Below are 23,990 nucleotides of genomic sequence, written 5' to 3' on the forward strand. Positions count from 1 at the left end.
ATGCACCACCCCGCGTCAGGATCGGGTCTGACCGCTGCCGAAGACCCGGTACTGGAAGGTGGTCAGTTGTTCCACGCCCACCGGACCGCGGGCGTGCAGGCGTCCGGTGGCAATGCCGATCTCGGCACCGAAACCGAACTCGCCGCCATCGGCAAACTGGGTCGAGGTATTGTGTACCGCGATCGCGCTGTCGAGCCGCACCAGAAAGGCAGCGGCGACTGCCTCGTCGGCCGCGATGATGCCATCGGTATGACCGGAACCATAGTGCGCGATATGCTCCAGCGCCTCATCCGGCCCATCCACCACTTTCATCGCCAGGATGGCATCAAGGTACTCCGTCGCCCAGTCTTCCTCGCTGGCTTGAACCAGACGCGCATCCAGATCACACAGCGCTTCATCGCCGCGCAATTCGCATCCCAGCTCGGTCAGCCGCTCGACAAGCGCCGGCAGCATCGGGAGTGCATCGCTGTCGATGAGCAGTGTTTCCAATGCACCGCAGATACCGGGGCGACGCATCTTGGCGTTGGCCACCACTTCCACCGCCATCTCCGCTTCGGCCGAAGAGTGGATGTAGAGGTGATTGTTGCCATCCAGGTGCGCGAGCACCGGCACACGGGCATCGGCCTGCACCCGGGCCACCAGACGCTTGCCGCCGCGCGGTACCACCATATCCAGCCATTGATGCGCCCTGAGCATGGCGCCGACCGCCTCATGGTCCTGGGTCGGCAGCATCTGCACCGCACCCTGATCGACATCGGCTGCTTCCAGCCCTTCATGCAATGCCGCCAGGATGGCCCGGTTGCTGGCAACGGCTTCCGAGCCACCACGCAGGACCACCGCGTTACCGGATTTCAGGCACAGGCCGGCGGCATCGGCGGTGACATTCGGCCGACTCTCGTAGATCACCCCGATCACGCCGATGGGAACCGCCACCCGCTGAATCCTGAGGCCATTGGGCCGGGTCCACTCGGCCAGCACCCGGACCAGCGGATCGGGCAAATCGGCAATGGCCTCCAGCCCGTCGGCCATGGCGGCAATTCGCTCTGCCGTAAGTTCCAGCCGATCCAGCATGGCGCCGGCCAGACCGCGCTCTCGGGCGGCTTCCAGGTCTTGCTTATTGGCAGCCATCAAGTCGGCTTGGTGATTGCGGATGGCCGCGGCACATCGGCGCAACGCTTGCGCGCGATGTTCACCATCAAGTGCCGCCAGGCTGCGGGTCGCCTGGCGCGCGGCCTTGCCGAGTTTCTCCATCAAATCGTCAAAACCCATTGGACTAAATATCTTCTCTCTAACTGGTTGGAATGACACCCTTCTGACAAGGCGAATGCAATGACACTGGCACAGCGTGTCGGCCCCAAGTGGCAGGAACTGCTGAAGGCCTCGCCACCGCGTCGAACTGAAGCAGTTCCTGCCGCTTGGGGTCGACCTCGAAGCCAAAGAAGGTCAGGAGGCAAGAGTCAAGTAAAAGCGGGTAACTCAAAACAGCACCAGATCATCCCGATGCACCAGGGGGCCTCGCCCCGCTTCGTCGAGCACCTCGGCAATACGGTCGCTGCTCAAACCAACGATACACCGCGCCTGCTCGGAGCGGTAGCCGCACAACCCCTGCCCGCACGGTCCATCGGGGCCGACCAGGGTGACCAGGTCTCCGCGCCCGAATTCGCCATGCACCGCCTGCACGCCAACGGCCAGCAGGCTGGAACCCGATTGCAGTGCGGCCAGCGCACCGGCGTCGATATCCAGTCGGCCCGCGGGCTGCTGCAGCGTTCTCAACCACTGTTTTCGAGCAGCCTTCGGCCTGGAGCCGGCAACGAGCAGCGTGGCCGGCGCTTCCTCGATCAGTCCGCCCAGCGGATCATCTGGCAGACCGGAAGCCAGCAAGACATGCGCCCCCGCCTCAGTGGCAATGCGCGCCGCCCGGAGCTTGCTGATCATGCCGCCGGTCCCCACGCCATCAGACCGAGGTGCACCGGCCAAGGCTTCGATGTCTTCATTGATCGATTCCACGCGGTCAATACGGCGGGCATCGGGACTGGTGGTCGGATCAGCGGTATACAGGCCATCGACATCGCTGAGCAACAGCAATAGCCTCGCGCCCAGCAACTGCGCCACACGTGCGGCCAGGCCGTCGTTGTCGCCAAAGCGGATTTCCTCGGTCGCCACCGTGTCGTTCTCGTTGACGATCGGCACGATGCCACGCTCCAGCAACATTTCCAGGGTGGCGCGGGCATTGAGGTAGCGCGGACGATGCTCGAGATCACCCAGGGTCAGCAGCACTTGGGCAGCAGTGCCGCCATGCCGAGCGAAAGCCTCGGCCCAGCTTCGCGCCAGATGAATCTGTCCGACGGCAGCTGCCGCCTGCGCCTGGGCGAGAATGCGCGGCCGACCAGCCAGACCCAGCGCCTCACGCCCCAGCGCGATGGCCCCGGAAGACACCACGATAGCCGGTCCGCCACGAGCCACCAGCCGGCTGACCAGCGTATAGATCCAGCTTTTGCGCAACCGACCGCGCCGGTCGATCAGCAAGGATGAACCGACCTTAACCACCAGCAGCTCACGGCCGGATTGGAGTTGTGCGCGCATTGCCGACGCAGGCGAACGTTCACCTGACATGTGCGATCCCGTCTGTTGTGCCAACGCCCGTCACAGATGCCATCCAATGGTCATCGTCAGCCAGCCCAGAAAACGACGGGTCCAGGCTCGATCTTCCCACCTTTCCAGATCATAGCCTTCCGTCCGCTCCAGATCGCGATCGAACTGCGATGCCAGCGTCCCGGCCAGCTCGCGGTCCATGATGATGGCATTGGTTTCGTCGTTGAGACGAAACGAGCGATTGTCCAGGTTGGACGACCCGATCGAGACCCAGTAGTCATCCACAATGTAGAGCTTGGCGTGGTACTTCGAGGGCTGGTATTCGTGAATGCGGACGTTCGCCTCCAGCAGCTTTCCCCATCGATTCCTGGAGGCCTCGCGAACAGCGGTGCTGTAATGCTCGGCGGTGGGCAGCAGGATATCCACCTCCACGCCGCGCTCGGTCGCATCCAGCAAGGCATCCATGATCATGTCGTCGGGATAGAAGTACGGAGTCGCCAGGCGAATATTGTCACGGGCACCGGCAAAAGCCAGCAGCAGCATCAGCCGGATCCGGTGCGTTCCCTCGCTTGGCGAGCTGTTGACGACCTGCACCTCGAGTTCACCGGCATTTTCGAGCAGCGGGAAGTACTCGGAGCCGTAAAGCAGTTTCTTCCTGGCATTCAGCCAGTTCTGCATGAAAGCATTCTGCAAATGTGCCACTACCGGCCCCTCGAAGCGGTAGTGATTCTCCCGGTAACCGCCATCGTCCGGATGCCCCTGCCACGGATCGGCCACGTTGGCCCCGCCGGTAAAGCCGACTTCTCCATCCACGACCAGCAGCTTCCGATGGGTGCGATGATTGAAACGCGACAACTGGTACCAGGACGGTCTTCGCCAGCGCACCACCTCCACTCCGGCGTCCTCCATCCGGTCGAACTTGTCTCGACTGGCCTGGATGGAACCGATGTAATCGAAAATGGCGTGGACCGAGACCCCACGCTCGGCGGCACTGGCCAGCGCCTCGGCAAAGTCAGCGCCAATCTCCTCTCCCCAGTACTCATAGGTTTCAAAGGTGATACTGCGCGTTGCGTTCTCGATGGCCTCCAGCTTGGCAGGATAGATCTCCTCGCCATTTTCGAAGATCTCGATGCGATTGCCCGCCACGACCGCACCTCCGAGAGTGACCGTTTGCAGATGCCGAAACTCCTCGCTATCGACCGCCGGAACGTCGGCAAGTGGTTCGGCCACCCGCATCGGCTCCGGCACCGCATTGAAAAAGAGGAGAAACGAAAGCGCCGTTACAAGGACCGCAGCCGATGCCGAAATGATCAGCCATTTCCGGGTTTTTCGAGTCATTAGCGCATTCCGCCGGATATTCGGCCGGTTACAGATCAATCCTGCACGGTACTGCCATGGTGGCACACGATCAAGAACATACATCAATAGCCCGACTTTCCGGGGCTGACGTCCTCGGCACGCAGCAATTGCTCGATACGGCGTGCAGTCGCTGCCGGCAATCCGGCACGGCTGGCGTAGTGCGGCCAGTCCAGCAGACAGGAGCGGACCTCGTTGAAGATCAGCCGCTCCCGGCCCCGCTTGAGCCCGGCGGCAGCGGCCAGTGAGCGGAAATCATCAAAACTGAAGTGATCGCGTCGACCATTGAGCGTCATCTGGTGGCGGGCCGTCCAGTCACCTTCCGGGTTGTAGCTGAAAACCAGGTCGAAGACCGGCGAAAGGCGCCATTGGCCGTGCCGATCCATCAGGAAAGCAATGTTCTTGACATGATCGTCCTGGTTGCGGCCGAGGATATTGAAAACGGCGCGACGATAGAACTGTTCCAGCTCGGACATGGACAAGCCAAGCTGACGCATGATCTGAAAGGCCTGCTCATAACTATAGGCACCCGGCAGGTTGTAGTCGAAGTGGGCCATGGCACACAGCGACTGCATGTGCAGCTTGCCGCCATCGGATGTCCGATCAAATCGCCGGGTCATGAAATGCCGGCGGCCGTTCTCCTCGAGCAGGCGGCACTCAGTCATCTCAATCCCGGCATCCACAGCCATCAAGTGATAGGCATACTCAATGGCACCATATCCCTGCGGATCATCCAGCTCGCGATCACGGTTGCCGCTCACGCCATCGAACTTCAGCAACCAGTGCTCGAATCCCGCGCCGTGATCGACCTGGCCGGAACGCACTTCGCCGGTCTCGGGATTCCAGGCCACGACCGCCTTGGCCCTGGCACCGCCAGCCGAGGTCCCCACGCGCAGGATATCGGCCATGGCCTGTTCGCTGGTGTCCTCGCCGAAACTGGCCTGCAGCTCATCGCGCTGACTGAGCACCTCAGACGCCAGCTCGACCAGCGCATCCACCTCGAGGTGACGTGACTCACGAGCCTTCGGACCAAGTCGAGGCTCGAACTCCAGTGCGCCCATGCCGCGCCGGCCGGTATAGCAGAGGCGCTCGACCGCATTCATCGAGCCGGGTGAGCGCCCCTGCCGGGCCAGCCAGGCATTGATCAGCAGATGGCCGAACTTGTCGGGCAGCGAGTCGGCCAGCAACCCGGGCAAGCCGTGAAATGTCTGCCGGGACAACTCGGGAAAGCGGAAGACCCGATCAGACAGCGGCATGGTCAGCGGAGCGACCTCGATCCCGCTGCCGATGAATGCAGGCGCGTACTCGAAAACGGCCGTCTGCTCCCCGTCCATCAGGGCAACGGCACCAATGGTGCGCCCCCACAGCCGGACTTCGGCTACCGTACTCACTCGGACTCACCCCAGGCCCAGGACCCAGCCTCCCGCACCTGTTGCTCATCATCGCGCTTGCGTACCCGTTGCGGCAGCTTGCCGCCCTGCTTGAGCAGGGTCATCGGACGCACGGTTTCGGCCGGAATCATGGCATCGAGCGCCGGCATCAGCTCCAGCACGCGCAGCAGCCGGACCACACTGGTCATCTGCGCCGACTGCCCCGCCTCGATACGTTCGACCGTGCGCTTGCCCACACCGGCCCGTTCGGCCAGCTCGGCCTGACTCAGACGAAGCGCCAGCCGCCGCTGCGCCAGCCGCCGCCCCAGCTCGGCCAACACCGCTTCATCGGACATTGTATTTGCAATACTCATGGCGCCACTTATGACGATTTATGGCGATATTTTACATTTAATCGTCAATTTTTGCGACTTACAAGAAATCCTTCTCTGTGATCTCTGTGTCTCCGTGGTGCATTCTTTGCTACAGCAAGCGGGAGAAAGCCCCTACATTCCCGGCTGGGTCAGTTCACGACCTTCGGCTTCCCAGGCTTCACGCACCTTGGCGCGAATGCCCTCGCGCAATTGTTCGGCATCGTAGACGATGCCGTCCTTGATGGTGTAGCGCACCCCACCGGTGCGATAGACGTTGTTGTCCTCATCGACGCGGACGGCGCCCGTGCCGTAGAGCACCTTGAAATTGGCCAGCGGGTTTTCCTCCACGACCACCAGGTCGGCCAGCTTGCCGGGCTCGATGGTGCCGAGTTCGTCGTCGATGCCGAGCGCCTCGGCCCCGCTGAGCGTGGCCGCACGCAGCACTTCCAGTGGATGGAAGCCGGCCTCCTGGAGCAGTTCCAGCTCGCTGATGAAGCCAAACCCGTAGGTCTTGTAGATGAAACCGGAATCCGAGCCGGTGACCACACGGCCGCCGTGGTTCTTGTAGTCGTTGATGTGCTCCATCCAGCGACGGAAGTTGTCCTTCCAGTCGTTCTCGATGCCGCTGGTCCAGTCGAACCAGTACGAGCCATGGGCGGTGCGCGAAGGCTCGAAGAAATCCCAAAGGGCCGGCTTGGTATAGAGCGGATGCCACTCGGCCGTACGCTCGCGCATGAAATCGCGATTGGCCTGGTAGATATTGAAGGTGGGCACGATGGTGAAGTCCATCTCGATGAGTTCATCGCGCACCTGCTGCCAGCGCTCACTGTCCAGGCCTGCCGCCTGACGCCACAGCTTGCCGGCCTCGGCAAAGCGGTCCTGCTCGTCGCTGTAGTTGTAGTCGTGTGGATAGTCCTGGATACGCCGGTCGGTGAAAAGGGATTCGGGCAGGCCATACCAGTGCTCCATGCTGTCCAGGCCCATGCGGGCGGCATCCAGCATGTCGGTGCGGGTTACATGCAGCTGTGCCAAGTGCATGGTGGTGCCGATGTCCACCTCCCCGGCCTCGTCAATGGCCGCTTCGAGGATGTCCGGACGAGCGCCAAAGAACTTGATGCCCTCTGCCCCGGCATCGGCAATGCCACGTACCCACTCACGTGCCTGCTCCGTCGTGGTGATGGGCCCGTCATGTCCGCTGCCGAAAGTGACATATGGATGCAGCCGTGGTGCGGTAATCACGTTGTCCGCGCTCTTTCGACGATGCTCGACCATCCAGTCCACGCCAGCACCGCTGCCCGGATCACGCACCGTGGTCACACCATGGGCCATCCACAGCCGGAACACGTAATCGGCCGAGACGCCCTGGCCGCGCCCACCAACATGACCGTGCAGGTCAACAAATCCCGGCAGTACGTACTGACCGGTCAGATCGAACTCCCGCGTGTCCTCATCGGCTTGGGGTCGCCGGTCATCATCGAAGAACACGCCACCCAGGCCAACGTTACGCACCTCGACGATCCGATTGGCTTCGATCACGATGTCCACCGGGCCGTAGGGAGGCGCACCGGTGCCGTCGATGACCACGGGCCCGCGCAGAATCAGCCTGGGAAAGGGACCCTCCCCTTCCGAGCGCTCCGGCACCTCGCCGGGCCAGGGCTGCTGGTCCCCGGCCAGGCAGAACAGGGGGATGAACAGGCAAGTCAGGAACAGGCTGCGAATCGACACGGTAACAATCTCCTGCATCAACGGAACGGAGTAGAAGGTGCAGGATAACCAATCCAGGACGACTTGACAGCACCACGCCCCCCCCCAAGCCCGCATGAGCGGGCGGGCCAGCACTTTCCATTACGGAAAATCATGACTTGACGAAGCAGCAAGTCGCCGCTATCATTTTCCACGGTGGAAAGTGACAGGTGAACCAATGACCCAGAATTCCAATGATCCCCATCAGGCACGTGACGCACTGGAAGATGCCGAAGCACACAGCCGCTCTGCCGCGGCGCGCCTGCCGGAAAACGATTCCTGGTACGAACTGATCTGGCTCGCCTGCATCGGCGGCCTGGTGATTACTCCGGTGCTGCCCATGCCCTTCAACCTGCTGGCCGTGTTCGCCCTGGTGTTCGCTCTTTCAAAGATGATGAGCTCCTACCAGGAGCGATATGGCGTGTGGGTTTCCGGCTATCGTCGCGGACGTACGCGCATCATCGCCATCAGTCTCAGCGTGTTGCTGTTCGCGATCATGATCTCGGTCTGGATCATCAGACTGAGACTCGGACTGATTTGGCCAGCATTTGCCGGGGCAGCCATCGCAGTGTTGATCAGCTTCATTCTGAGCCGGGCCTGGATGCGCGCCTACCGTCGGGACACTTCGGGATCATGAGTGCACCACGTTTCAACGACATCATTCACCCGCCGACCCGGCTGCGCATATGTGCAGTGCTCTCGCCGCTGGACGATGTCGAGTTCGGCGTGGTGCGTGACGAGGTGGGGGTTTCGGATTCCGTGCTGTCGAAACAGGTGGCTCACCTGGAGCAGGCCGGTTACGTAAAGGTGATCAAGCGTACCGTCAATACCCGCCAACGCACCTGGTTGTCGCTGACACCACGGGGTCGAAAGGCCTTCTCGGCACACATGGCAGAGCTCCGCCGCCTCGCGCAACTTGCCCGAGTCTGAACTGCCCTGGAATGCGGTCGATTGCTATACTTGGACGGTTGACCGAGTTGCTGCGAGAGTTTTCATGAATGAGACCGCCCGATCGGGTGTCACTGCACCCGTAATCCGTGCCCCTCATGGCACGACCCTGAGTTGCAGGGGCTGGCATCAGGAAGCCGCCCTGCGCATGCTGATGAACAATCTCGATCCAGCCGTGGCCGAGAAGCCCGATGAACTGATTGTCTACGGCGGCACGGGCAAGGCCGCGCGCAACTGGGACTGCTACCACGCGATTGTTCGGACACTGCAACGACTCAACGACGATGAGACCCTGCTGATCCAGTCCGGCAAGCCGGTGGGCGTGATCCGCACCCACGACATGGCCCCACGCGTGCTGATCGCCAATTCCAACCTGGTGCCGCGCTGGGGCAACTGGGACACGTTCCGCGAGCTCGAGGCGCAGGGTCTGACCATGTATGGGCAGATGACCGCCGGCTCCTGGATCTACATCGGTTCACAGGGCATCGTCCAGGGCACCTATGAAACCTTTGCCGAGCTGGCCCGCCAGCGCTTTGACGGATCCCTCGCCGGCAAACTCACAGTCACCGCGGGTCTCGGCGGCATGGGCGGTGCCCAGCCGCTGGCTGTCACCATGAACGACGGGCACTGTATTGGGGTGGAAGTCGATGAATGGCGCATTGACCGCCGCGTCGAGACCGGCTACTGCGACGTCAAGGCCACGTCCATCGACGAGGCCATGGCGCTGATTGAGAAATCGGACGGACCGCTGTCAGTGGGCCTGCTGGGCAATATTGCCGAAGTGCTGCCGGACATGCTGGCTCGCGACATCGTCCCGGACTGCCTGACCGACCAGACCTCGGCCCATGATCTCAGGCACGGCTACATCCCGGTCGGATACTCGCTGGAAGAAGCGGCATCCCTGCGCCAGTCCGACCCGAAGACCTACGACGAAAAGGTACTCGATTCCATGGTCGTTCATGTCGAGACCATGCTCGAGATGCAGAAGCGCGGCGCGATCACATTCGACTACGGCAACAACCTGCGCGGCCAGGTCGCCGACCTGCGCGGCATGAACAATGCCTTCGACTTTCCGGGGTTCGTGCCGGCCTATATCCGGCCACTGTTCTGCCGCGGCGCCGGCCCCTTCCGCTGGGCCGCGCTCTCGGGCAACCCGGCCGACATCGCCGCCACCGACCAGGCCATTCTCGAACTATTTCCGGAAAAGGAACACCTGAAGCGCTGGATTCACCAGGCCCGGGAGAAAATTCACTTCCAGGGGCTTCCGGCACGCATCTGCTGGCTGGAGTATGGCGAACGCGCCGAGGCTGGCGAGAAATTCAACTGGCTGGTCGAGAAAGGCAAGGTCGACGCCCCCATCGTCATCGGCCGCGACCACCTTGATTGCGGCTCGGTCGCCTCACCCAACCGCGAGACCGAAGCGATGAAGGACGGCTCGGATGCCATTGCCGACTGGCCGATTCTCAATGCCCTGGTCAATACCGCCTGCGGTGCGAGCTGGGTTTCAGTTCATCATGGCGGTGGTGTGGGTATCGGCTATTCGCTGCATGCCGGCATGGTGTCGCTGGCCGACGGCACGAAACAAGGCTACGAGCGCCTGCAACGCGTTTTGACTGCCGATCCCGGTATGGGCGTGATCCGCCATGTCGATGCCGGCTACGAAGAAGCCGTGAGCACGGCGAAAGAACGCGGCGTGGACGTGCCGATGCTCGACTGAGTCAATTCTCGATAGCCCCGGATCGATTCGCCCGGAAACCGGGCTTTCTCGCCCCCCTTGAGAAAAAACCCGGCACCGTAGTGCGGTGCCGGGCTGATACAGCGGCCGTTACCGGCCCACGGCGATGAATCAGGCCAGATCGAATCGATCGGCGTTCATCACCTTGGTCCAGGCGGCCACGAAGTCCTTCACGAACTTTTCCTGGTTGTCGTCCTGCGCGTAGTGCTCGGCGTAGGAACGCAGGATGGAGTTCGAACCGAACACCAGGTCGACGCGGGTAGCCGTCCACTTGGTCTGGCCGCTCTTGCGATCCTGGATCTCGTACAGGTTGCTGCCCTTGGGCTCCCACTTGTACGACATGTCGGTCAGGTTGACGAAGAAGTCATTGGTCAACTGCCCTTCACGATCGGTGAACACACCGTGCTTGCTGCCACCGTGATTGGCACCCAGCACCCGCATGCCGCCGATCAGGGCGGTCATTTCCGGTGCGGTCAGACCCATGAGCTGGGCCCGGTCGAGCATCATCTCTTCAGGCTTGACCACATAGTCCTTCTTCTGCCAGTTGCGGAAGCCATCGGCCAGCGGCTCCAGGTACTGGAAGGAGTCGGCATCGGTCTGCTCTTCGATGGCATCGCCACGGCCCGGGGCGAACGGCACGCTGACGCTGTAGCCCGCTGCCTTGATCGCCTGCTCCAGACCCACGTTGCCGCCGAGCACGATGACGTCGGCAATGCTGGCGCCGGTATCGGCTGCGATCTGCTCGTAGGCCTTCAGCACCTTGGCCAGACGCTCGGGCTCGTTGCCTTCCCAGTCCTTCTGCGGCGCCAGGCGGATACGCGCGCCATTGGCGCCACCACGATTGTCCGAGCCACGGAAAGTCCGGGCGCTGTCCCAGGCCGTACTGACCATTTCACTGATCGACAGGCCGGCTTCGGCAATCTTCGCCTTGACCGCGTCGACGTCGTAATCGGCCTTGCCGGCCGGCACCGGATCCTGCCAGATCAGGTCTTCGGTCGGCGCCTCCGGTCCGATGTAGCGCGTCTTCGGGCCCATGTCACGATGGGTCAGCTTGAACCAGGCACGGGCAAAGACTTCATCGAAGTATTCCGGATCCTTGTAGAAGCGTTCCGAGATCTTGCGATACTCCGGATCCATCTTCATCGACATGTCCGCGTCGGTCATGATCGGGTTGAGACGGATCGAGGGATCTTCGACATCGACCGGCTTGTCTTCTTCCTTGATGTCGACCGGCTCCCACTGCCAGGCACCCGCCGGGCTTTTTACCAGCTCCCACTCGTAGTTGAGCAGCAGGTGGAAGTAGCCGTTGTCCCACTTGGTCGGGTGGGTGGTCCAGGCCCCTTCGATACCGCTGGTCACGGTATCTCGGCCCACACCGCGGCTGACCTTGTTGTTCCAGCCCAGGCCCTGCTCCTCGACGTCAGCGGCCTCCGGCTCGGGGCCGAGGTTGTCGGCATCGCCATTGCCGTGGCATTTGCCCACGGTATGGCCACCGGCGGTCAGCGCCACGGTTTCTTCGTCGTTCATGGCCATGCGCGCGAAGGTTTCTCGAACCTGGGCACCGGTCTTGATCGGATCCGGTTCGCCGTTGACACCTTCGGGATTGACATAGATCAGGCCCATCTGGACAGCGGCCAGCGGGTTTTCCATCGTCGCCGGGTTTTCGACATCGCCATAGCGTTCATCGGAGGGCGCCAGCCACTCCTTTTCCGCACCCCAGTAGATGTCCTTTTCCGGGTGCCAGATGTCTTCACGACCGAAGGAAAAACCATAGGTCTCGAAGCCCATGGACTCGTAGGCGACGTTGCCGGCCAGAATCAGAAGATCGGCCCAAGACAGCTTGTTGCCGTACTTCTTCTTGATCGGCCACAGCAGGCGCCGGGCCTTGTCCAGGTTGGCATTGTCCGGCCAGCTGTTGATCGGCGCGAAACGCTGGTTACCGGTACCGCCACCGCCGCGGCCGTCGGCCACGCGGTAGGTGCCGGCGGCGTGCCATGCCATGCGAATCATCAAACCGCCGTAGTGACCCCAGTCGGCCGGCCACCAGTCCTGGTTATCGGTCATCAGTTCGGCCAGATCCTTCTTGAGGGCATCGACGTCCAGCTTCTTGACTTCCTCGCGGTAATCGAAGTCCTCTCCAAGCGGGTCGGTCTTGGCATCGTGTTGATGCAGGATGTCCAGGTTCAGGTTCTCGGGCCACCACTCCATGTTCGAGCTGCCGGTCGCGGTGTGCCCACCGTGCATGACCGGGCACTTGCCTTGGTTCGCCATTGCTGCTTCCTCCGTTGGTATTGAATCCTGCGGAGCTGAAGAAAGCGTACGCCAGCCACAACTCCAATAAGCTTCACAGTATAAGATACTACTTATATTGTTGAAATTGATTGTGCGCATGAGCACGATAGGTGCAGAGCATACCTTTATGGGACGACGGCGACCACTACCCGGCTGAGACCGGCACCTCCCGCCAAGCCCAATAGACCGAAGCCGAACTTGCTAGTATTGCCACCATTCGCTAGTGCCGATCGGCCATGGGGTCGACCGGACTTCACCCCTTACCGAATGGACCGCGGCTGAATGAACGACATGATTCGCATTGAAGGCCTTGACCGCCGACTCGACCAACGCCTGCAGAGATTGAGTAGTGACCCCTCGACTGTCGAACGGTCGCGAGCTATCGTGGACAAGGCGCTGGGAAGTGGCCATGCCATCTATGGCGTCAATACCGGTTTTGGTGCGCTGGCCAGCAAGCGCATTGATGACGACCAGCTAGGGCAGTTGCAACGCAACCTGCTGCTCAGCCATGCCTGTGGCACGGGAGATCCCGTACCGATAGAGATCACGCGGCTGATGCTCCAGCTTAAGGCTCACGCCTTGGGTCTCGGTAATTCAGGCATTTCCTTGCCGATCTTCCGGCAGCTTCTGAAGTTCTGCGAGCTCGATATCCTGCCTTTCATCCCCAGCCGCGGCAGCGTGGGGGCATCCGGCGATCTGGCGCCGCTGGCCCACATGAGCCTGCCGTTGATCGGCAAGGGCCAATGCTGGAATGCCGAACGAACAGGTCCCGAGCCCGCTGCCGAAACCCTGGTCCGGCATGGCCTGAAGCCGGTCGAGCCCGGGGCAAAAGACGGGCTGGCCCTGATCAATGGCACCCAGTTGATGTCGTCCTACGGTGCATTTGTCCTACACCGCGCCCTGCACCTGATCCGCGCCGCCGACATTCTCGGCGCGATGAGCCTGGAAGCCCTGCAGGGCTCGGCCGCACCCTTCGACGAGCGCGTGCATGCTGTGCGACCGCATCCCGGCCAGATCAGGGTGGCGGCCAACATGCGCCAGCTGCTCGTCGAAAGCGAGATCCTCGAGTCCCACCGCCACTGCGGCAAGGTCCAGGACCCATACTGCCTGCGCTGCATGCCGCAGGTCCATGGCGCCAGTCGTGATGCACTGGCCCATGCCACCGAGGTGGTCGAGCGCGAGATCAATTCGGTCACCGACAACCCGCTGGTGTTCGACAATGGCGATATCGTCTCGGCCGGCAACTTCCATGGTCAGCCACTGGCACTGGCGCTGGACTATGCCGCCATCGCGCTGTCGGAGCTGGCCTCTATCTCCGAGCGGCGTACCTATCTGCTGCTGGAAGGCCACGACGGACTGCCCAAGCTGCTGATGGCCGACACCGGCATCAATTCGGGTTTCATGATCCCGCAGTACACGGCTGCCGCGCTGGTCAGCGAGAACAAGGTGCTCTGCCACCCGGCCAGCGTCGACTCGATTCCGACCTCGCTGGGCCAGGAAGACCATGTCTCCATGGGCTCGATCAGCGCGCTCAAGCTGCTGAATGTGCTGCACAACGTCGAGCGTGTCATGGCCGTGGAAATGCTCACCGCCGCCCAGGCACTGGATTTCAGAAAGCCTCTGAAGCCGGGCAAGGGGGTGCTTGTCGCCCACGAGTTCGTCCGCGACCATGTCAACCACGCCGACGAAGACTACGAAGTCGGCGCCGACATAGACACCTGCACCCGCCTGCTGCGCTCCGGCGAACTGGCCCGGACTGTTCAGTCCACGATTACGACGCTCGACTGATTTACAACCGCAGATGAACGCGGATAAACGCAGATTAATGAAGATGAATAGAACTGGCCGCATTGCTTTTTTACCTTCATCTGTGTTCATCTGCGTTCATCTGCGGTTCAATAGGTCCCCATGAACTTACTGAAAAACATCTCGATGCTGTATCGCGTGCCCGCCGAGGGTGGGCATGATGAGGTTGACGCGATCGCCGATGCGGTGGTGGCCTGGGAGGGCGATACGATTCGCTTTGCCGGACCTGCTGCCGAGCTGCCGTCCGAGTTTTCCGATGCCGAACCGTTCGACGCCGGCGGGCGCTGCGTGGTGCCGGGGCTGATCGACTGCCATACGCACTTGTGCTTCGGCGGCTGGCGCGGCGACGAATTTGCCGCCCGGCTCGAGGGGGCCAGCTACCAGGACATCCAGGCCGCCGGTGGCGGCATCAACTCCACCGTCAACGCCACGCGTGCAGCCAGCAAGGACGAACTGACCGGCAAGGCAGGCGCTGCCCTGGCCGACATGGCCCGCCTGGGCGTGACCACGGTCGAGGCCAAGTCAGGCTACGGCCTGAATCGAGATGACGAGATCAAGCAACTCGAGGTCTACCGGGCACTCGATGCAGTGCAACCGCTGGATATCGTACCGACCTTTCTCGGCGCCCACCTGGTGCCGGCGGAGTACCGCGACAGACGAGACGAGTACCTCGCCCTGCTATGCCAGGACATCATTCCGGAGGTCGCCGAACGCAAGCTGGCCCGCTTCTGCGACGTGTTCATAGAGGACAACGCCTTCACCCTGGATGAAGGGCGCAGAATCCTGGAGACGGCGAAAGCGCACGGCCTGGGTCTGAAGATTCACGCCGACCAGCTCTCCGCCGGGGGTGGCGCCGGACTGGCCGCGGAGCTGGGTGCGGTATCGGCCGAACATCTGGAATATGCCACTGATCGCGATATCGCCGCCATGGCGAGTGCCGGCACGGTGGCTGTCAGCCTGCCCATCGCATCGCTTTATCTTCGCGAACCGTTTCTGCCGGCAAGGACATGGATAGCGGCTGGCGCGCGCGTGGCAGTGGCTACCGACTTCAATCCCGGTTCAGCGCCCAGCTACCACCTGCATATGGCCATGACCCTGGCGGCGGTACACCAGCGTATGAGCCCGAGTGAAGTCCTGAGGGGGGTGACCAGTCATGCTGCTCGCGCCATCGGCCTGCAACACAGCCACGGCAGCCTGCAACCGGGCTATCGCGCCGATCTGGCGATCATTGACGCGCCCGACATCAACCACTGGCTGTACCACTTCCGGCCCAATGCCTGCCGGGCCACACTAAAGGACGGAAACTGGGTTGCGGGAGAGTTCAGCCCCCCGGGCTGACAGTCTCAGAGTCCGAATGACCGGAGTACTGGCTGAACTGTCCGATCACCGGATCGACCTCGAAATCGTCGCGAAACATGGGCTGTTCACGGATCACCTCGAGTGCCACCGACAACTCCAGCTTTTCACTGCCTTCCAGCAGACCAAAGCGGTGCTCGAAACGTTCTCCGGGGCTGTAGTCGTCCGGCACAGTGATGACCAGCGTGGCAGGCAGAAAGGAACCGGGCTGAATCTCGGCTCCCGGCAGTTCCAGGTAAACCCAGTCGCTTGCCCATGCGGCGTCACGCGTCATGTCCCGGCTGATCAGCACCGGATCGGGGCCCGGGTTGGCCAGCAGCAACCCGACCCGGGCCTGCTGGCCAGGCTCCGCACGCAATTGCAGGCGTTCCACGCTGCCCCGGCTGCAAGCCAGACGATGCAACAGACCCGCCTCGTCATCGACCGTGGCAAGAAAAGCCAGCCGCTGCTCTTCCAGCGCGGATTCGGACAACAGATCAAGCCCCAGGCAACCCCGCTCACCGACACTCTCGGCACTGACAGCAGCGGCGAGCCCGGCCAAAATCAGCCCCGCGCCGCACCACAGTCCTATTATCGGCCGGATTGTCTTCATGCCTGTTGCAACGACCCCGCGTGCAAATAATTACTCCCCATTTTACGCGCCTTGCAACGCCAAGGGAAACCCCGATCTCGTGTACCATGATAACAGGCAGGCACGGCAGACCCAGCACCCATGAACACCGACGCTGACAGCACGCAGCCCTCCTCTGCTCCCGGCCCGGCGGGCGATCTGGACAAAATACTTCAGCAGTATTCCTCCGGCGATGAGGCTGCCGTTCACGAGTTGCTGCCGCTGGTATATGACGAACTGCGGGCCCTGGCCGGACGCCAGCTGGCCCGGCAGCGCCACGGCCATACCCTGCAGCCCACCGCCCTGATCAACGAGGCCTACCTGCGACTGGCCGGTCAGGACGAGCAGCACTGGGAAGACCGGCGGCATTTTCTGCTGGTGGCCTCCACGGTCATGCGTCACGTACTGGTCGATTATGCCCGTCGCCGTGGCGCCACCAAGCGTCCCCAGGGCCATCAGCAGCTCGATATCGAGATCTCGGACCCCGGCGAGGACTTCGGTGGTGATCTGATTGCCCTGGACCAGGTCCTTTGCCAACTCGCCGAGATCGACCCACGCCAGGCCCGGATCGTTGAACTGCGCTATTTCGCGGGGCTGAGCATGGAGGATACCGCCGAAACCCTGGATATCTCACGGTCCACGGTGGTCCGGGAATGGCGCATGGCCCGCGCCTGGCTGAAACGTCAGCTTGGATGATTCAGGGTTCCTGTCGCAGTTCGGCCAGGCGCGAGGCAGCAGTGGCCCTGAGCTCCGACCAGGTGCTGTCGGCGTTTGCGTCCAGCATGTCCAGCGCCGTCTCGTAAGCCTGGGCCGCTTCTTCCAGCCGGCCCTGACGGGCCAGCGCCGCCCCCAGAACGTCCAGGGCCGATGCCCTGTACATGATTTCCACACCACTGCCCTCTTCCATCGGCCATTCCTGTGCTTCCAATACTTCACGGACGAGGGCCTCGGCCTGTTCGGGCTCGCCGAGACGCAGGTGCGAGGCAGCCAGGTTGGACTGCGAGAGACGATAGAGGTAGTGATCACGACCGACCAGGTCCTCGATCATGGACGCCGCCCGGCCGAAAGCCTCCATGCTGTCACGATCACGACCGGTTCGTGAAAGGGCCACACCGTAGTTGCCAATCATGTTGGCCAGGCGCTGACTGGGGCCGATGAGCCGCTCGTGATCGGCCACCAGTTCGGCAAAGGCTTCCACCGCTGCTTCAGGATCGGACAACAGCAATGCGTTGGCATAGGCATAACGCCCCCGCAGGCGCCGGGGGTCCTGGTGTTCATACAGCACCTCGCCCAGCTCACGGGCCTGGCGCGCATGGCCCATGGCCTCCTCGGCCCGGCGGCCGAAAACATGAGCGCTGGCCAGCGCGGTCAGCGCCTGGAAGCGCAATTCAGCCACTTCCCCGGGTCGACTGTCGAGCTCATACAGAATGTCTTCCAGCTGCGCCACTGTTTCTTCCAGCGGCATGTCCAAGACGTTGGCATGGTTTCGCAACTGGCGTATGCGAATGCCCAGCAACGTTCGTTCGGGGCCCTCGGATGAACGCTGAAACAGGTCCAGTGCCCGCTGGTCCGCCTCTATGGCCTCCACGGCGCGGCCGGCCGTATCCAGTGCAGCACCGATCTCGGCCTGAACCAGGGCCCGCTCATGCAGGCTGATCCCGTCTCCCAGTGCCGTCTGAGCCTCGCGGAGCAGCGGCAAGGCCTGTTCACCCAGTCCCAGCCCGTTGTAGGCCCGCCCCAGGGCGAGGTAGAGCGAACCCAGTACCGCCGGTCCGTAATGATCGGTATCGCGCAACTGGTCCGCGCCCACATCCAGCAGTTCGCGCACGGTCACTTCGTTGCCACGCGATGGCAGGGAGTCGGCACCGGCGAACAACTCATCGATGAAATCGGTGACGGCCTCGGCTCGGTCGCGTTCCCAGGCGATTCGCCTGAGTTGTGCTTCCCGATCCAGGAGAAACCCGGCCAGCAGCGCAAGCACCAGAACCGAGACCACCACAGCAAGATGGTGCCGGCGCACAAACCGGCCCACGCGGTAGAAGGTTCCGGCCCGGTGGGCCTGCACCGGGCGATGAGCCAGAAAGCGTTTCACGTCGCTGGTGAGCGCCCGAACCGATTCGTAGCGATGCTCGGGATCGCTGCGCATGGCCTTGAGCACGATGGCTTCCAGGTCACGGGGAATGCGACCGACTGACTGGCTCTGCACGTTCGCCGGAGGGACGAATTCTCCGGCGAGAATGGCCGCCCGCTGCTGCTCGGGAGAGCCACTGTCGGCAAACGGACCCACCCCGGCCAAAAGCTCGTAGAGCACCACGCCCAGAGAATACACATCGGATGCCACGCCCAGGTCCCGACCCGCCACCTGTTCCGGACTGGCGTAGGCCAGGGTCAGGGCATTACCTTGCGTCGAATCGGCCGACGGCGCGTCACTCACTCCGTCGGTACCATCGACCAGCCGGGCAATACCGAAATCCAGCAGCTTGGGCTCACCCTCTTTCGAGACCAGGATATTGCCTGGCTTGAGATCTCGGTGAATCACCATGTGACGATGCGCATAGTCGACGGCATCGCAAACCTGGAGAAACAGTTTCAGACGCTCATTCAGAGCGCTGTCGCGATGACGGCACCATCGATCAATGGGCTCACCATCGACATACTCGGTTGCCATGAATGGCCGCCCCTCCGAGGTCATCCCGGCATCGATCAGGCGGGCGATATTGGGGTGCGTGAAACGAGACAGAATCTGCTGCTCGGTGGCAAACTGCTGCCTCAACTCCTCGTCGGGAGACCCGGTCACGTGCAGCAGTTTCAGGGCCACGCGCTGGCGCATTTCACCGTCGATCCGTTCGGCCAGGTAGACAATACCCATGCCACCCTGGCTGATGCGCCGGATCAGGCGGTAATCGCGCGGCAGCGGCACCTGCAAGGACACCTGGCGCAATGCCTGTTCGGTGGCCTGCTGAAACTGCTCGGGCACCTCGTCGGCATCATCGTCCTCGGCCGCAGCCACCAGCCAGCGCACTTCGTCGAGGAGCTCACCGTCCTCGCCACACTGTTGCCTGACCCATGCATCGCGCTCAACGGAAGACTGGTCTAGCGCCGCCATGGCCAGGTCCTTGGCCTGTCGATATCGCAGCAAGTCGGGACGATTACTCATATGATCAGTCTAGACCTAGACCGTGCGCGGGGAAAGCCGGCGGCTGCGCCAGAGAAGTATCGCCACCAGCAGCATGCCCATCACATCGGCCCACCACCAGTCGTGCGGAAACAGCAACACCAGCGCCAGCATGGCCAGCAAGACGCGCTGCGCGGGCTTCAGCGGACCTTCCAGCCAGCCTTCGAACACGCCGGCCAGAGCATACAGGCCGGTCACGGCAACCACGGCCACCTGCAGCGCTTCGCTCCAGGTTCCACTGACCAGTGGCGTATAGGCAAACAGGACGGGAATGAGGTACAGCGCCTTGGCCAGCTTCCATGCCGTCAGGCCGGTCGGCATGGGGCGCTCCCCGGCAATTCCCGCAGCCGTGAACGCAGCCAACGCCACCGGCGGCGTGACGTTCGAGTCCTGGCTGAACCAGAAAATGATCAGATGCGCGGCCAGCAGGCTACCCGCCAGAACTGCAGGGTCAAGCATCGCCTCGGCAGCCGTGCGCTGCAGTTCCGGCGTCATCGCCGCCACCGTGGCCTGGGCTTCGGCCACGGGCATGGGCGAGCCCAGCAGGCTTTCGATACCCGGCCGCGCCAGCAAAATGGCCTCGCGTGCTCGGTCGCTGATCTCGCCGGCAACCAGGGCATTGACCAGGTCGGCCTGCAACATCAGCCCGTAGATCGTGGGCGCCGAGATAGCAGCGAGCACGATGTAGGCCGCGGTGACCGGCAGTCCCATGCCCAGCACCAGCGACGCCAGCGCCACCAGCACAAGCGCCAGCAACAGGCTCATTCCGGCCCATTCCCCGATCATGATCGAAAAGGTATTGCCGATTCCGGTTGTAGTCAGCACATTGATGATCAGGCCCACGGCGATCAGCAGCATCGCGGTCGGCACCATGGTCCGCACCCCGGCGGCCATGGCCTCCACCACAGCCAACGGCCCCATCCGCACCGGCGTGAGCCACGAAGCAGCCACCACGGCGACGATGGATATACAGGCGGCAAAAACCGGAGTGAACCCGGCGATCAGCAACCCGATCAGCACCAGCAGGGGCAGCAGCAGAGGCCACCCGCGCGCCAAGGCCTCGCTCAGTGGAATGCCGTCGGCATCGTCGCGTGGCGCCAGCCCCAGCCGACGCGCACGAATACGCACAAAGAACGCAAGCGACAGAAAGTACATCAACGCCGGTATCAGCGCGACGGCGATGATCGCCAGGTAGTCGATACCGGTGAAATTGGCCATCAGAAAGGCACCGGCACCCATCACCGGCGGCATCAGTTGACCCCCGGTCGATGCCGCCGCCTCGATGCCACCGGCGAACCTCGGTGGGAAGCCTGCCCGCTTCATCAATGGAATGGTGATCACGCCGGTGGAAGCCGTATTGGCCACGGCTGAACCGGTAATCGACCCCATCAGGCCCGAAGACGCCACCGCGACCAGACCCGGGCCACCCGTAATCCGCCCGGCCGTGGCCCTGGCCAGGGCCAGTATGAAATCGCCGGCGCCGGAACGCACGAGGAATGCACCAAGCAGGATGAACATGAAGACATAACTCCATGATATCCGGGCAATCGTCCCAAACATTCCCTCCGAGGTATACACCGAACGGAACAACATGGTCTCGAGACTGAGACCGGGAAAGGCGAAGATGCCTCCGATGTGCTGCCCCCACCACACCGCGTAGCTCAGGCCAAGTACAACCAGCGCCGGGATCAGCACCCCCGCCGTGCGCCGCGCCAGTTCGATCGACAGGGTCACGATGGCCACAGAGGCCACCCAGTCAGTCGTCGAGAAATGCAGGCCGCGTTCGTACAGATATTCCTCCAGCAACAGGACCGCGGCACAGGCCAGAATCAGCAATACCCCGGCGGCGATATCCAGCCAGCCACCGATATCGGCTCGCCCCGCAACGGCCACACCCCGGCTGGGGAAGAGCACCAGAGCCAGCAGCCCAAGGCTGCCAAAATGAAAAGTCGCCACCCACAGGTCGGGCCAGATCAGCCAGGTATTGAGTGCGACATGCAGCACCGCAATGACGGCAGCTCCCACAAACAACACCACCTGCCCCCAGGGTGGCAAGTCCCGCGCTCCGGTGCCCTGGCTGGATCGTGCACTAGCCAGGATGCGCTCGCGCCAGGACGACGAGCCACTCATTCTGCCCGCTCCTCGGGTGGCAGCAGTGGCTCCGGTATGTCGATTCCCCGTTCGCGATAAAAGCGCACCGCACCGGGGTGCAGGGGAACCGGCAGGCCATCCAGGGCTGCCTCGAGACTCATGGAGCGGGTCGCTGCATGAAAGGCGTGCAGAAAACCCAGGTTGTCGTACAGGGCGACCAGCAGCTTGTAGACATGGGCATCAGGCACCTCGGCCGTCACTGCCAGCAGATTGGACTGGGCAATCGTCCTGACCGCCTCGTCCTGGTGCGGATAGGTGCCGGCCTCGATTTCAAAGAACTGCCACAGTTCGGGATAGTTGCGATTGACCGCATCGCGATGCGACGGCTCGAATGATAGCAATACGCCCTCCCCCCGCGCTGCAGCCATGGCTCGGGTAACCGCACCGACCGGCACCCCCGCCGGCGTATTCATGCCGTCGATCAGTTGATTCTGAAAGGCATCGGCGCTGGCACCATAGCCCTGATAGACCAGGTGGAACTCGGCATCCGGGTCCATACCCAGTGCACCCAGGATATGTCGATTGGAGCCCTCGGTGCCGGAATAGCGCGCGCCGATGGAAAAGCGCCGGCCCGCCAACTGCCCCAGGTCGTCCATCGTGCCGGTCGGGGCCAGCGACCGGCGAATCAGAAAGTGCTCGACATTGGGCCACAACGCAGTCACGCTGCGCAGCTCGGCAAACGGCTCCTGGGCCTCCAGCCGGCCTTCGCCCCGCCACGCCCAGGCGCCGTAGAGCCCCTGGAGGATGGCGAAAGAGGCCTCTCCCGAGCGCATCAGCCTGAGATTCTCCTCGGACCCGGCGCTGCTGATGGCCGCCAGCGCCACGCCGTGCTCTTCCTCGAGCACCTGCTTGGTCAGGGTGGCAATGGCCACGCCAACGGGATAGAACGTGCCACCGGTCGTGGCGGTGGCCACGATATGAACGTGGTTTTCTGGATCACGCTGCCCGCTCAGCCACCCAAACAGCAGAACCATCAGAGCCAGGCTAAGCAGCGCAAGGCCGATACGCCGTGTCTGCACGGGCAAACGCATGCCGCCGAACCCGGACTCAGTCGGAGGGCATGTCGCCCGATTGCAGGCGTGATGTGGTTGCGCGCAGGAAAACGGTGCTGGTTTCCGGGATAGGCTCGGCAGCCCCCTCTTCGGCCACCATCAGTAACCCGGATTGACCTTCCGGCACGCCCAGCATGGTATCGGCCAGCACTTCCCACTCGCCATCGATCTGTTCATGCACCGCAAGGTGCAGCCACACGGCATGGTCGGGCGCAGATTCGTATGCAGCCGGCCGCTCTACCTCGACCTCGATGCGCCAGCCCGAATCGCTGCCCCCCACTTCAACCATGGCGGGCTGGCCGGCTTCCACGATCATGCTGGGCTCGCCCTGGACTTCGCCGTGCAGCCACAGCTCGAACTCGACCAGGAAGCGCGCCCCTTCATCACTGGCCTGTGCCGCGCCAAGCCACAACAGGCAAAGCAGCAGAGCGTACCGACCCGTCCTCACCTCGGTCAGGCCTCCCGGTTGCGAAAGCGCTCGGGCAGCACTTCCGTATCAGGCTGGTCGGATCCTTCCTTTTCGACCGGCATCAGGTCCTGCTTGGACACACCCATGATCAACGCCAGGTTACCGGCGATGTAGATCGAGGAATAGGTACCGACCAACACGCCAATGATCAGCGTAAAGGCAAAGGCATGGATGATCTCGCCACCAAAGTAGAGCAGCGCCAACAACACCAGCAGCGTGGTCATGGAGGTCATGATGGTGCGGCCCAGCATCTGGTTGATCGACAGATTGCAAAGCTCTTCCGGCGTGCCCTTGCGCTTGACGCGGAAGTTCTCGCGCAATCGATCGTAGAGCACGATGGTGTCGTTGAGCGAATAACCAATCACGGCCAGGATGGCGGCAACCACGGTCAGATCGAAGTTGACCTGGAACAGCGCCAGCAATCCGACCACCAGCAGCACGTCGTGCACGAGGGCGCCGACCGCGCCCACGGCAAAGCGCCACTGAAAACGGAAAGACACATAAAGCAGAATGCCGATCAGCGCATAGAGCAGCGCCAGCCCACCCTGTTCGGCCAGCTCCTGGCCAATCTGCGGGCCGACAAACTCGACCCGGCGCATGTCAATGCCGGCCTCATGGCGCTGAAGCGCCTCGAGCACCCGGGTACTGAGGTCGGCGCCGGTCTCGTCGGCTTCGCCGACCGGAATGCGGACCACGATCTCGCGCGCCGTGCCGAAGGTCTGCACGGTGAAGTCGTCAAAACCGTCCTGGGCCAGGGCTTCGCGAACCTCGGCCAGCTCCGGTGCCGTAGGGTAACCGACCTCGATCAGCGTTCCGCCGGTAAAGTCCAGGCCGAAATTGAGGCCGCGCCCCACCAGTGCGGTGATGCCGACCAGCAGGACAAGGGCCGAAAGAACCAGCGCCGCATTGCGCAGGCGCATGAAGTCGATCTTGGTATCTGGCTTGATGATTTGCATGGTGA

At 62.7% G+C, this 23,990-nt stretch carries 19 protein-coding genes; 6 read left to right on the plus strand and 13 right to left on the minus strand.

Annotated features, from left to right (window positions below):
- Positions 1–15 precede the first annotated feature (15 nt).
- The 6 genes from IC757_RS09770 to IC757_RS09795 all read right to left on the minus strand — a co-directional run bounded on the left by IC757_RS09770 (position 16) and on the right by IC757_RS09795 (position 7,417).
- Positions 16–1,269 carry a glutamate-5-semialdehyde dehydrogenase gene (locus IC757_RS09770; RefSeq protein WP_190974133.1) on the minus strand — a complete coding sequence of 418 codons (1,254 nt, stop codon included), beginning with the start codon at positions 1,267–1,269 and terminating at the stop codon, positions 16–18.
- 207 nt (positions 1,270–1,476) lie between these two features.
- On the minus strand, positions 1,477–2,583 hold the full coding sequence (gene proB / locus IC757_RS09775; RefSeq protein ID WP_223846086.1) for a glutamate 5-kinase: 1,107 nt from the start codon (positions 2,581–2,583) through the stop codon (positions 1,477–1,479).
- 60 nt (positions 2,584–2,643) lie between these two features.
- Positions 2,644–3,930: a phospholipase D-like domain-containing protein gene (locus tag IC757_RS09780; RefSeq protein ID WP_190974135.1), complete on the minus strand. Its 1,287-nt coding sequence runs from the start codon at positions 3,928–3,930 to the stop codon at positions 2,644–2,646.
- Between the two features lie 83 nt (positions 3,931–4,013).
- Complete coding sequence (locus tag IC757_RS09785) at positions 4,014–5,339, minus strand: type II toxin-antitoxin system HipA family toxin (RefSeq protein WP_190974136.1); 1,326 nt, start codon at positions 5,337–5,339, stop codon at positions 4,014–4,016.
- The gene (locus IC757_RS09790; RefSeq protein WP_190974137.1) at positions 5,336–5,692 is read right to left on the minus strand and encodes a helix-turn-helix domain-containing protein; all 357 of its coding nucleotides are present in this window, start codon (positions 5,690–5,692) and stop codon (positions 5,336–5,338) included. Before IC757_RS09790 ends, IC757_RS09785 begins: the two co-directional genes overlap by 4 nt.
- A gap of 132 nt (positions 5,693–5,824) precedes the next feature.
- Complete coding sequence (locus tag IC757_RS09795; protein WP_223846087.1) at positions 5,825–7,417, minus strand: amidohydrolase family protein; 1,593 nt, start codon at positions 7,415–7,417, stop codon at positions 5,825–5,827.
- 196 nt (positions 7,418–7,613) lie between these two features.
- Here IC757_RS09795 and IC757_RS09800 point away from each other — a divergent pair, with 196 nt between their 5' ends.
- The 3 genes from IC757_RS09800 (at position 7,614) to hutU (ending at position 10,100) form a co-directional block, all read left to right on the plus strand.
- Entirely contained in the window at positions 7,614–8,072 is a 459-nt protein-coding gene (locus IC757_RS09800; RefSeq protein ID WP_190974139.1) for a hypothetical protein, read from the plus strand.
- Positions 8,069–8,365, plus strand: a complete 297-nt coding sequence (locus tag IC757_RS09805; RefSeq protein ID WP_190974140.1) for a transcriptional regulator — start codon at positions 8,069–8,071, stop codon at positions 8,363–8,365. The genes IC757_RS09800 and IC757_RS09805 overlap by 4 nt, the downstream gene beginning before the upstream one ends.
- A 64-nt stretch (positions 8,366–8,429) precedes the next feature.
- Positions 8,430–10,100 carry a urocanate hydratase gene (hutU, locus tag IC757_RS09810; RefSeq protein ID WP_190974141.1) on the plus strand — a complete coding sequence of 557 codons (1,671 nt, stop codon included), beginning with the start codon at positions 8,430–8,432 and terminating at the stop codon, positions 10,098–10,100.
- A gap of 129 nt (positions 10,101–10,229) precedes the next feature.
- On the opposite strand, the gene katG is transcribed toward hutU, so the two are convergent.
- Complete coding sequence (katG, locus tag IC757_RS09815; RefSeq protein WP_190974142.1) at positions 10,230–12,389, minus strand: catalase/peroxidase HPI; 2,160 nt, start codon at positions 12,387–12,389, stop codon at positions 10,230–10,232.
- A gap of 303 nt (positions 12,390–12,692) precedes the next feature.
- Here katG and hutH point away from each other — a divergent pair, with 303 nt between their 5' ends.
- Both hutH and hutI read left to right on the plus strand, forming a co-directional pair.
- Positions 12,693–14,198: a histidine ammonia-lyase gene (gene hutH, locus IC757_RS09820; protein WP_190974143.1), complete on the plus strand. Its 1,506-nt coding sequence runs from the start codon at positions 12,693–12,695 to the stop codon at positions 14,196–14,198.
- A gap of 120 nt (positions 14,199–14,318) precedes the next feature.
- A complete protein-coding gene (gene hutI, locus IC757_RS09825; RefSeq protein WP_190974144.1) occupies positions 14,319–15,554 on the plus strand; it encodes an imidazolonepropionase in 1,236 nt (411 codons plus the stop codon).
- On the opposite strand, the gene IC757_RS09830 is transcribed toward hutI, so the two are convergent.
- Positions 15,538–16,164 carry a hypothetical protein gene (locus tag IC757_RS09830; protein WP_190974145.1) on the minus strand — a complete coding sequence of 209 codons (627 nt, stop codon included), beginning with the start codon at positions 16,162–16,164 and terminating at the stop codon, positions 15,538–15,540. The genes hutI and IC757_RS09830 overlap by 17 nt on opposite strands.
- Positions 16,165–16,284: 120 nt before the next feature.
- Between IC757_RS09830 and IC757_RS09835 the strand changes: the two genes are divergently transcribed.
- Entirely contained in the window at positions 16,285–16,878 is a 594-nt protein-coding gene (locus tag IC757_RS09835) for a sigma-70 family RNA polymerase sigma factor (protein WP_190974146.1), read from the plus strand.
- 1 nt (position 16,879) lies between these two features.
- On the opposite strand, the gene IC757_RS09840 is transcribed toward IC757_RS09835, so the two are convergent.
- From IC757_RS09840 to secF, 5 genes are read right to left on the minus strand one after another with little or no spacing between them, the layout of a single operon-like run.
- Positions 16,880–19,339: a serine/threonine-protein kinase gene (locus IC757_RS09840; protein WP_190974147.1), complete on the minus strand. Its 2,460-nt coding sequence runs from the start codon at positions 19,337–19,339 to the stop codon at positions 16,880–16,882.
- A 15-nt stretch (positions 19,340–19,354) separates the two neighbouring features.
- Positions 19,355–21,487 carry a TRAP transporter permease gene (locus IC757_RS09845; protein ID WP_190974148.1) on the minus strand — a complete coding sequence of 711 codons (2,133 nt, stop codon included), beginning with the start codon at positions 21,485–21,487 and terminating at the stop codon, positions 19,355–19,357.
- Complete coding sequence (locus IC757_RS09850) at positions 21,484–22,539, minus strand: TAXI family TRAP transporter solute-binding subunit (RefSeq protein WP_190974149.1); 1,056 nt, start codon at positions 22,537–22,539, stop codon at positions 21,484–21,486. The genes IC757_RS09845 and IC757_RS09850 overlap by 4 nt, the downstream gene beginning before the upstream one ends.
- 16 nt (positions 22,540–22,555) lie before the next feature.
- On the minus strand, positions 22,556–23,008 hold the full coding sequence (locus IC757_RS09855) for a hypothetical protein (RefSeq protein ID WP_190974150.1): 453 nt from the start codon (positions 23,006–23,008) through the stop codon (positions 22,556–22,558).
- Between the two features lie 5 nt (positions 23,009–23,013).
- Positions 23,014–23,985, minus strand: a complete 972-nt coding sequence (gene secF / locus IC757_RS09860; RefSeq protein WP_190974151.1) for a protein translocase subunit SecF — start codon at positions 23,983–23,985, stop codon at positions 23,014–23,016.
- Between the last annotated feature and the right edge of the window lie 5 nt (positions 23,986–23,990).

Origin of the sequence: Wenzhouxiangella sp. AB-CW3 (assembly GCF_014725735.1) — a bacterium.
In the GTDB taxonomy this organism is placed as follows: domain Bacteria; phylum Pseudomonadota; class Gammaproteobacteria; order Xanthomonadales; family Wenzhouxiangellaceae; genus Wenzhouxiangella.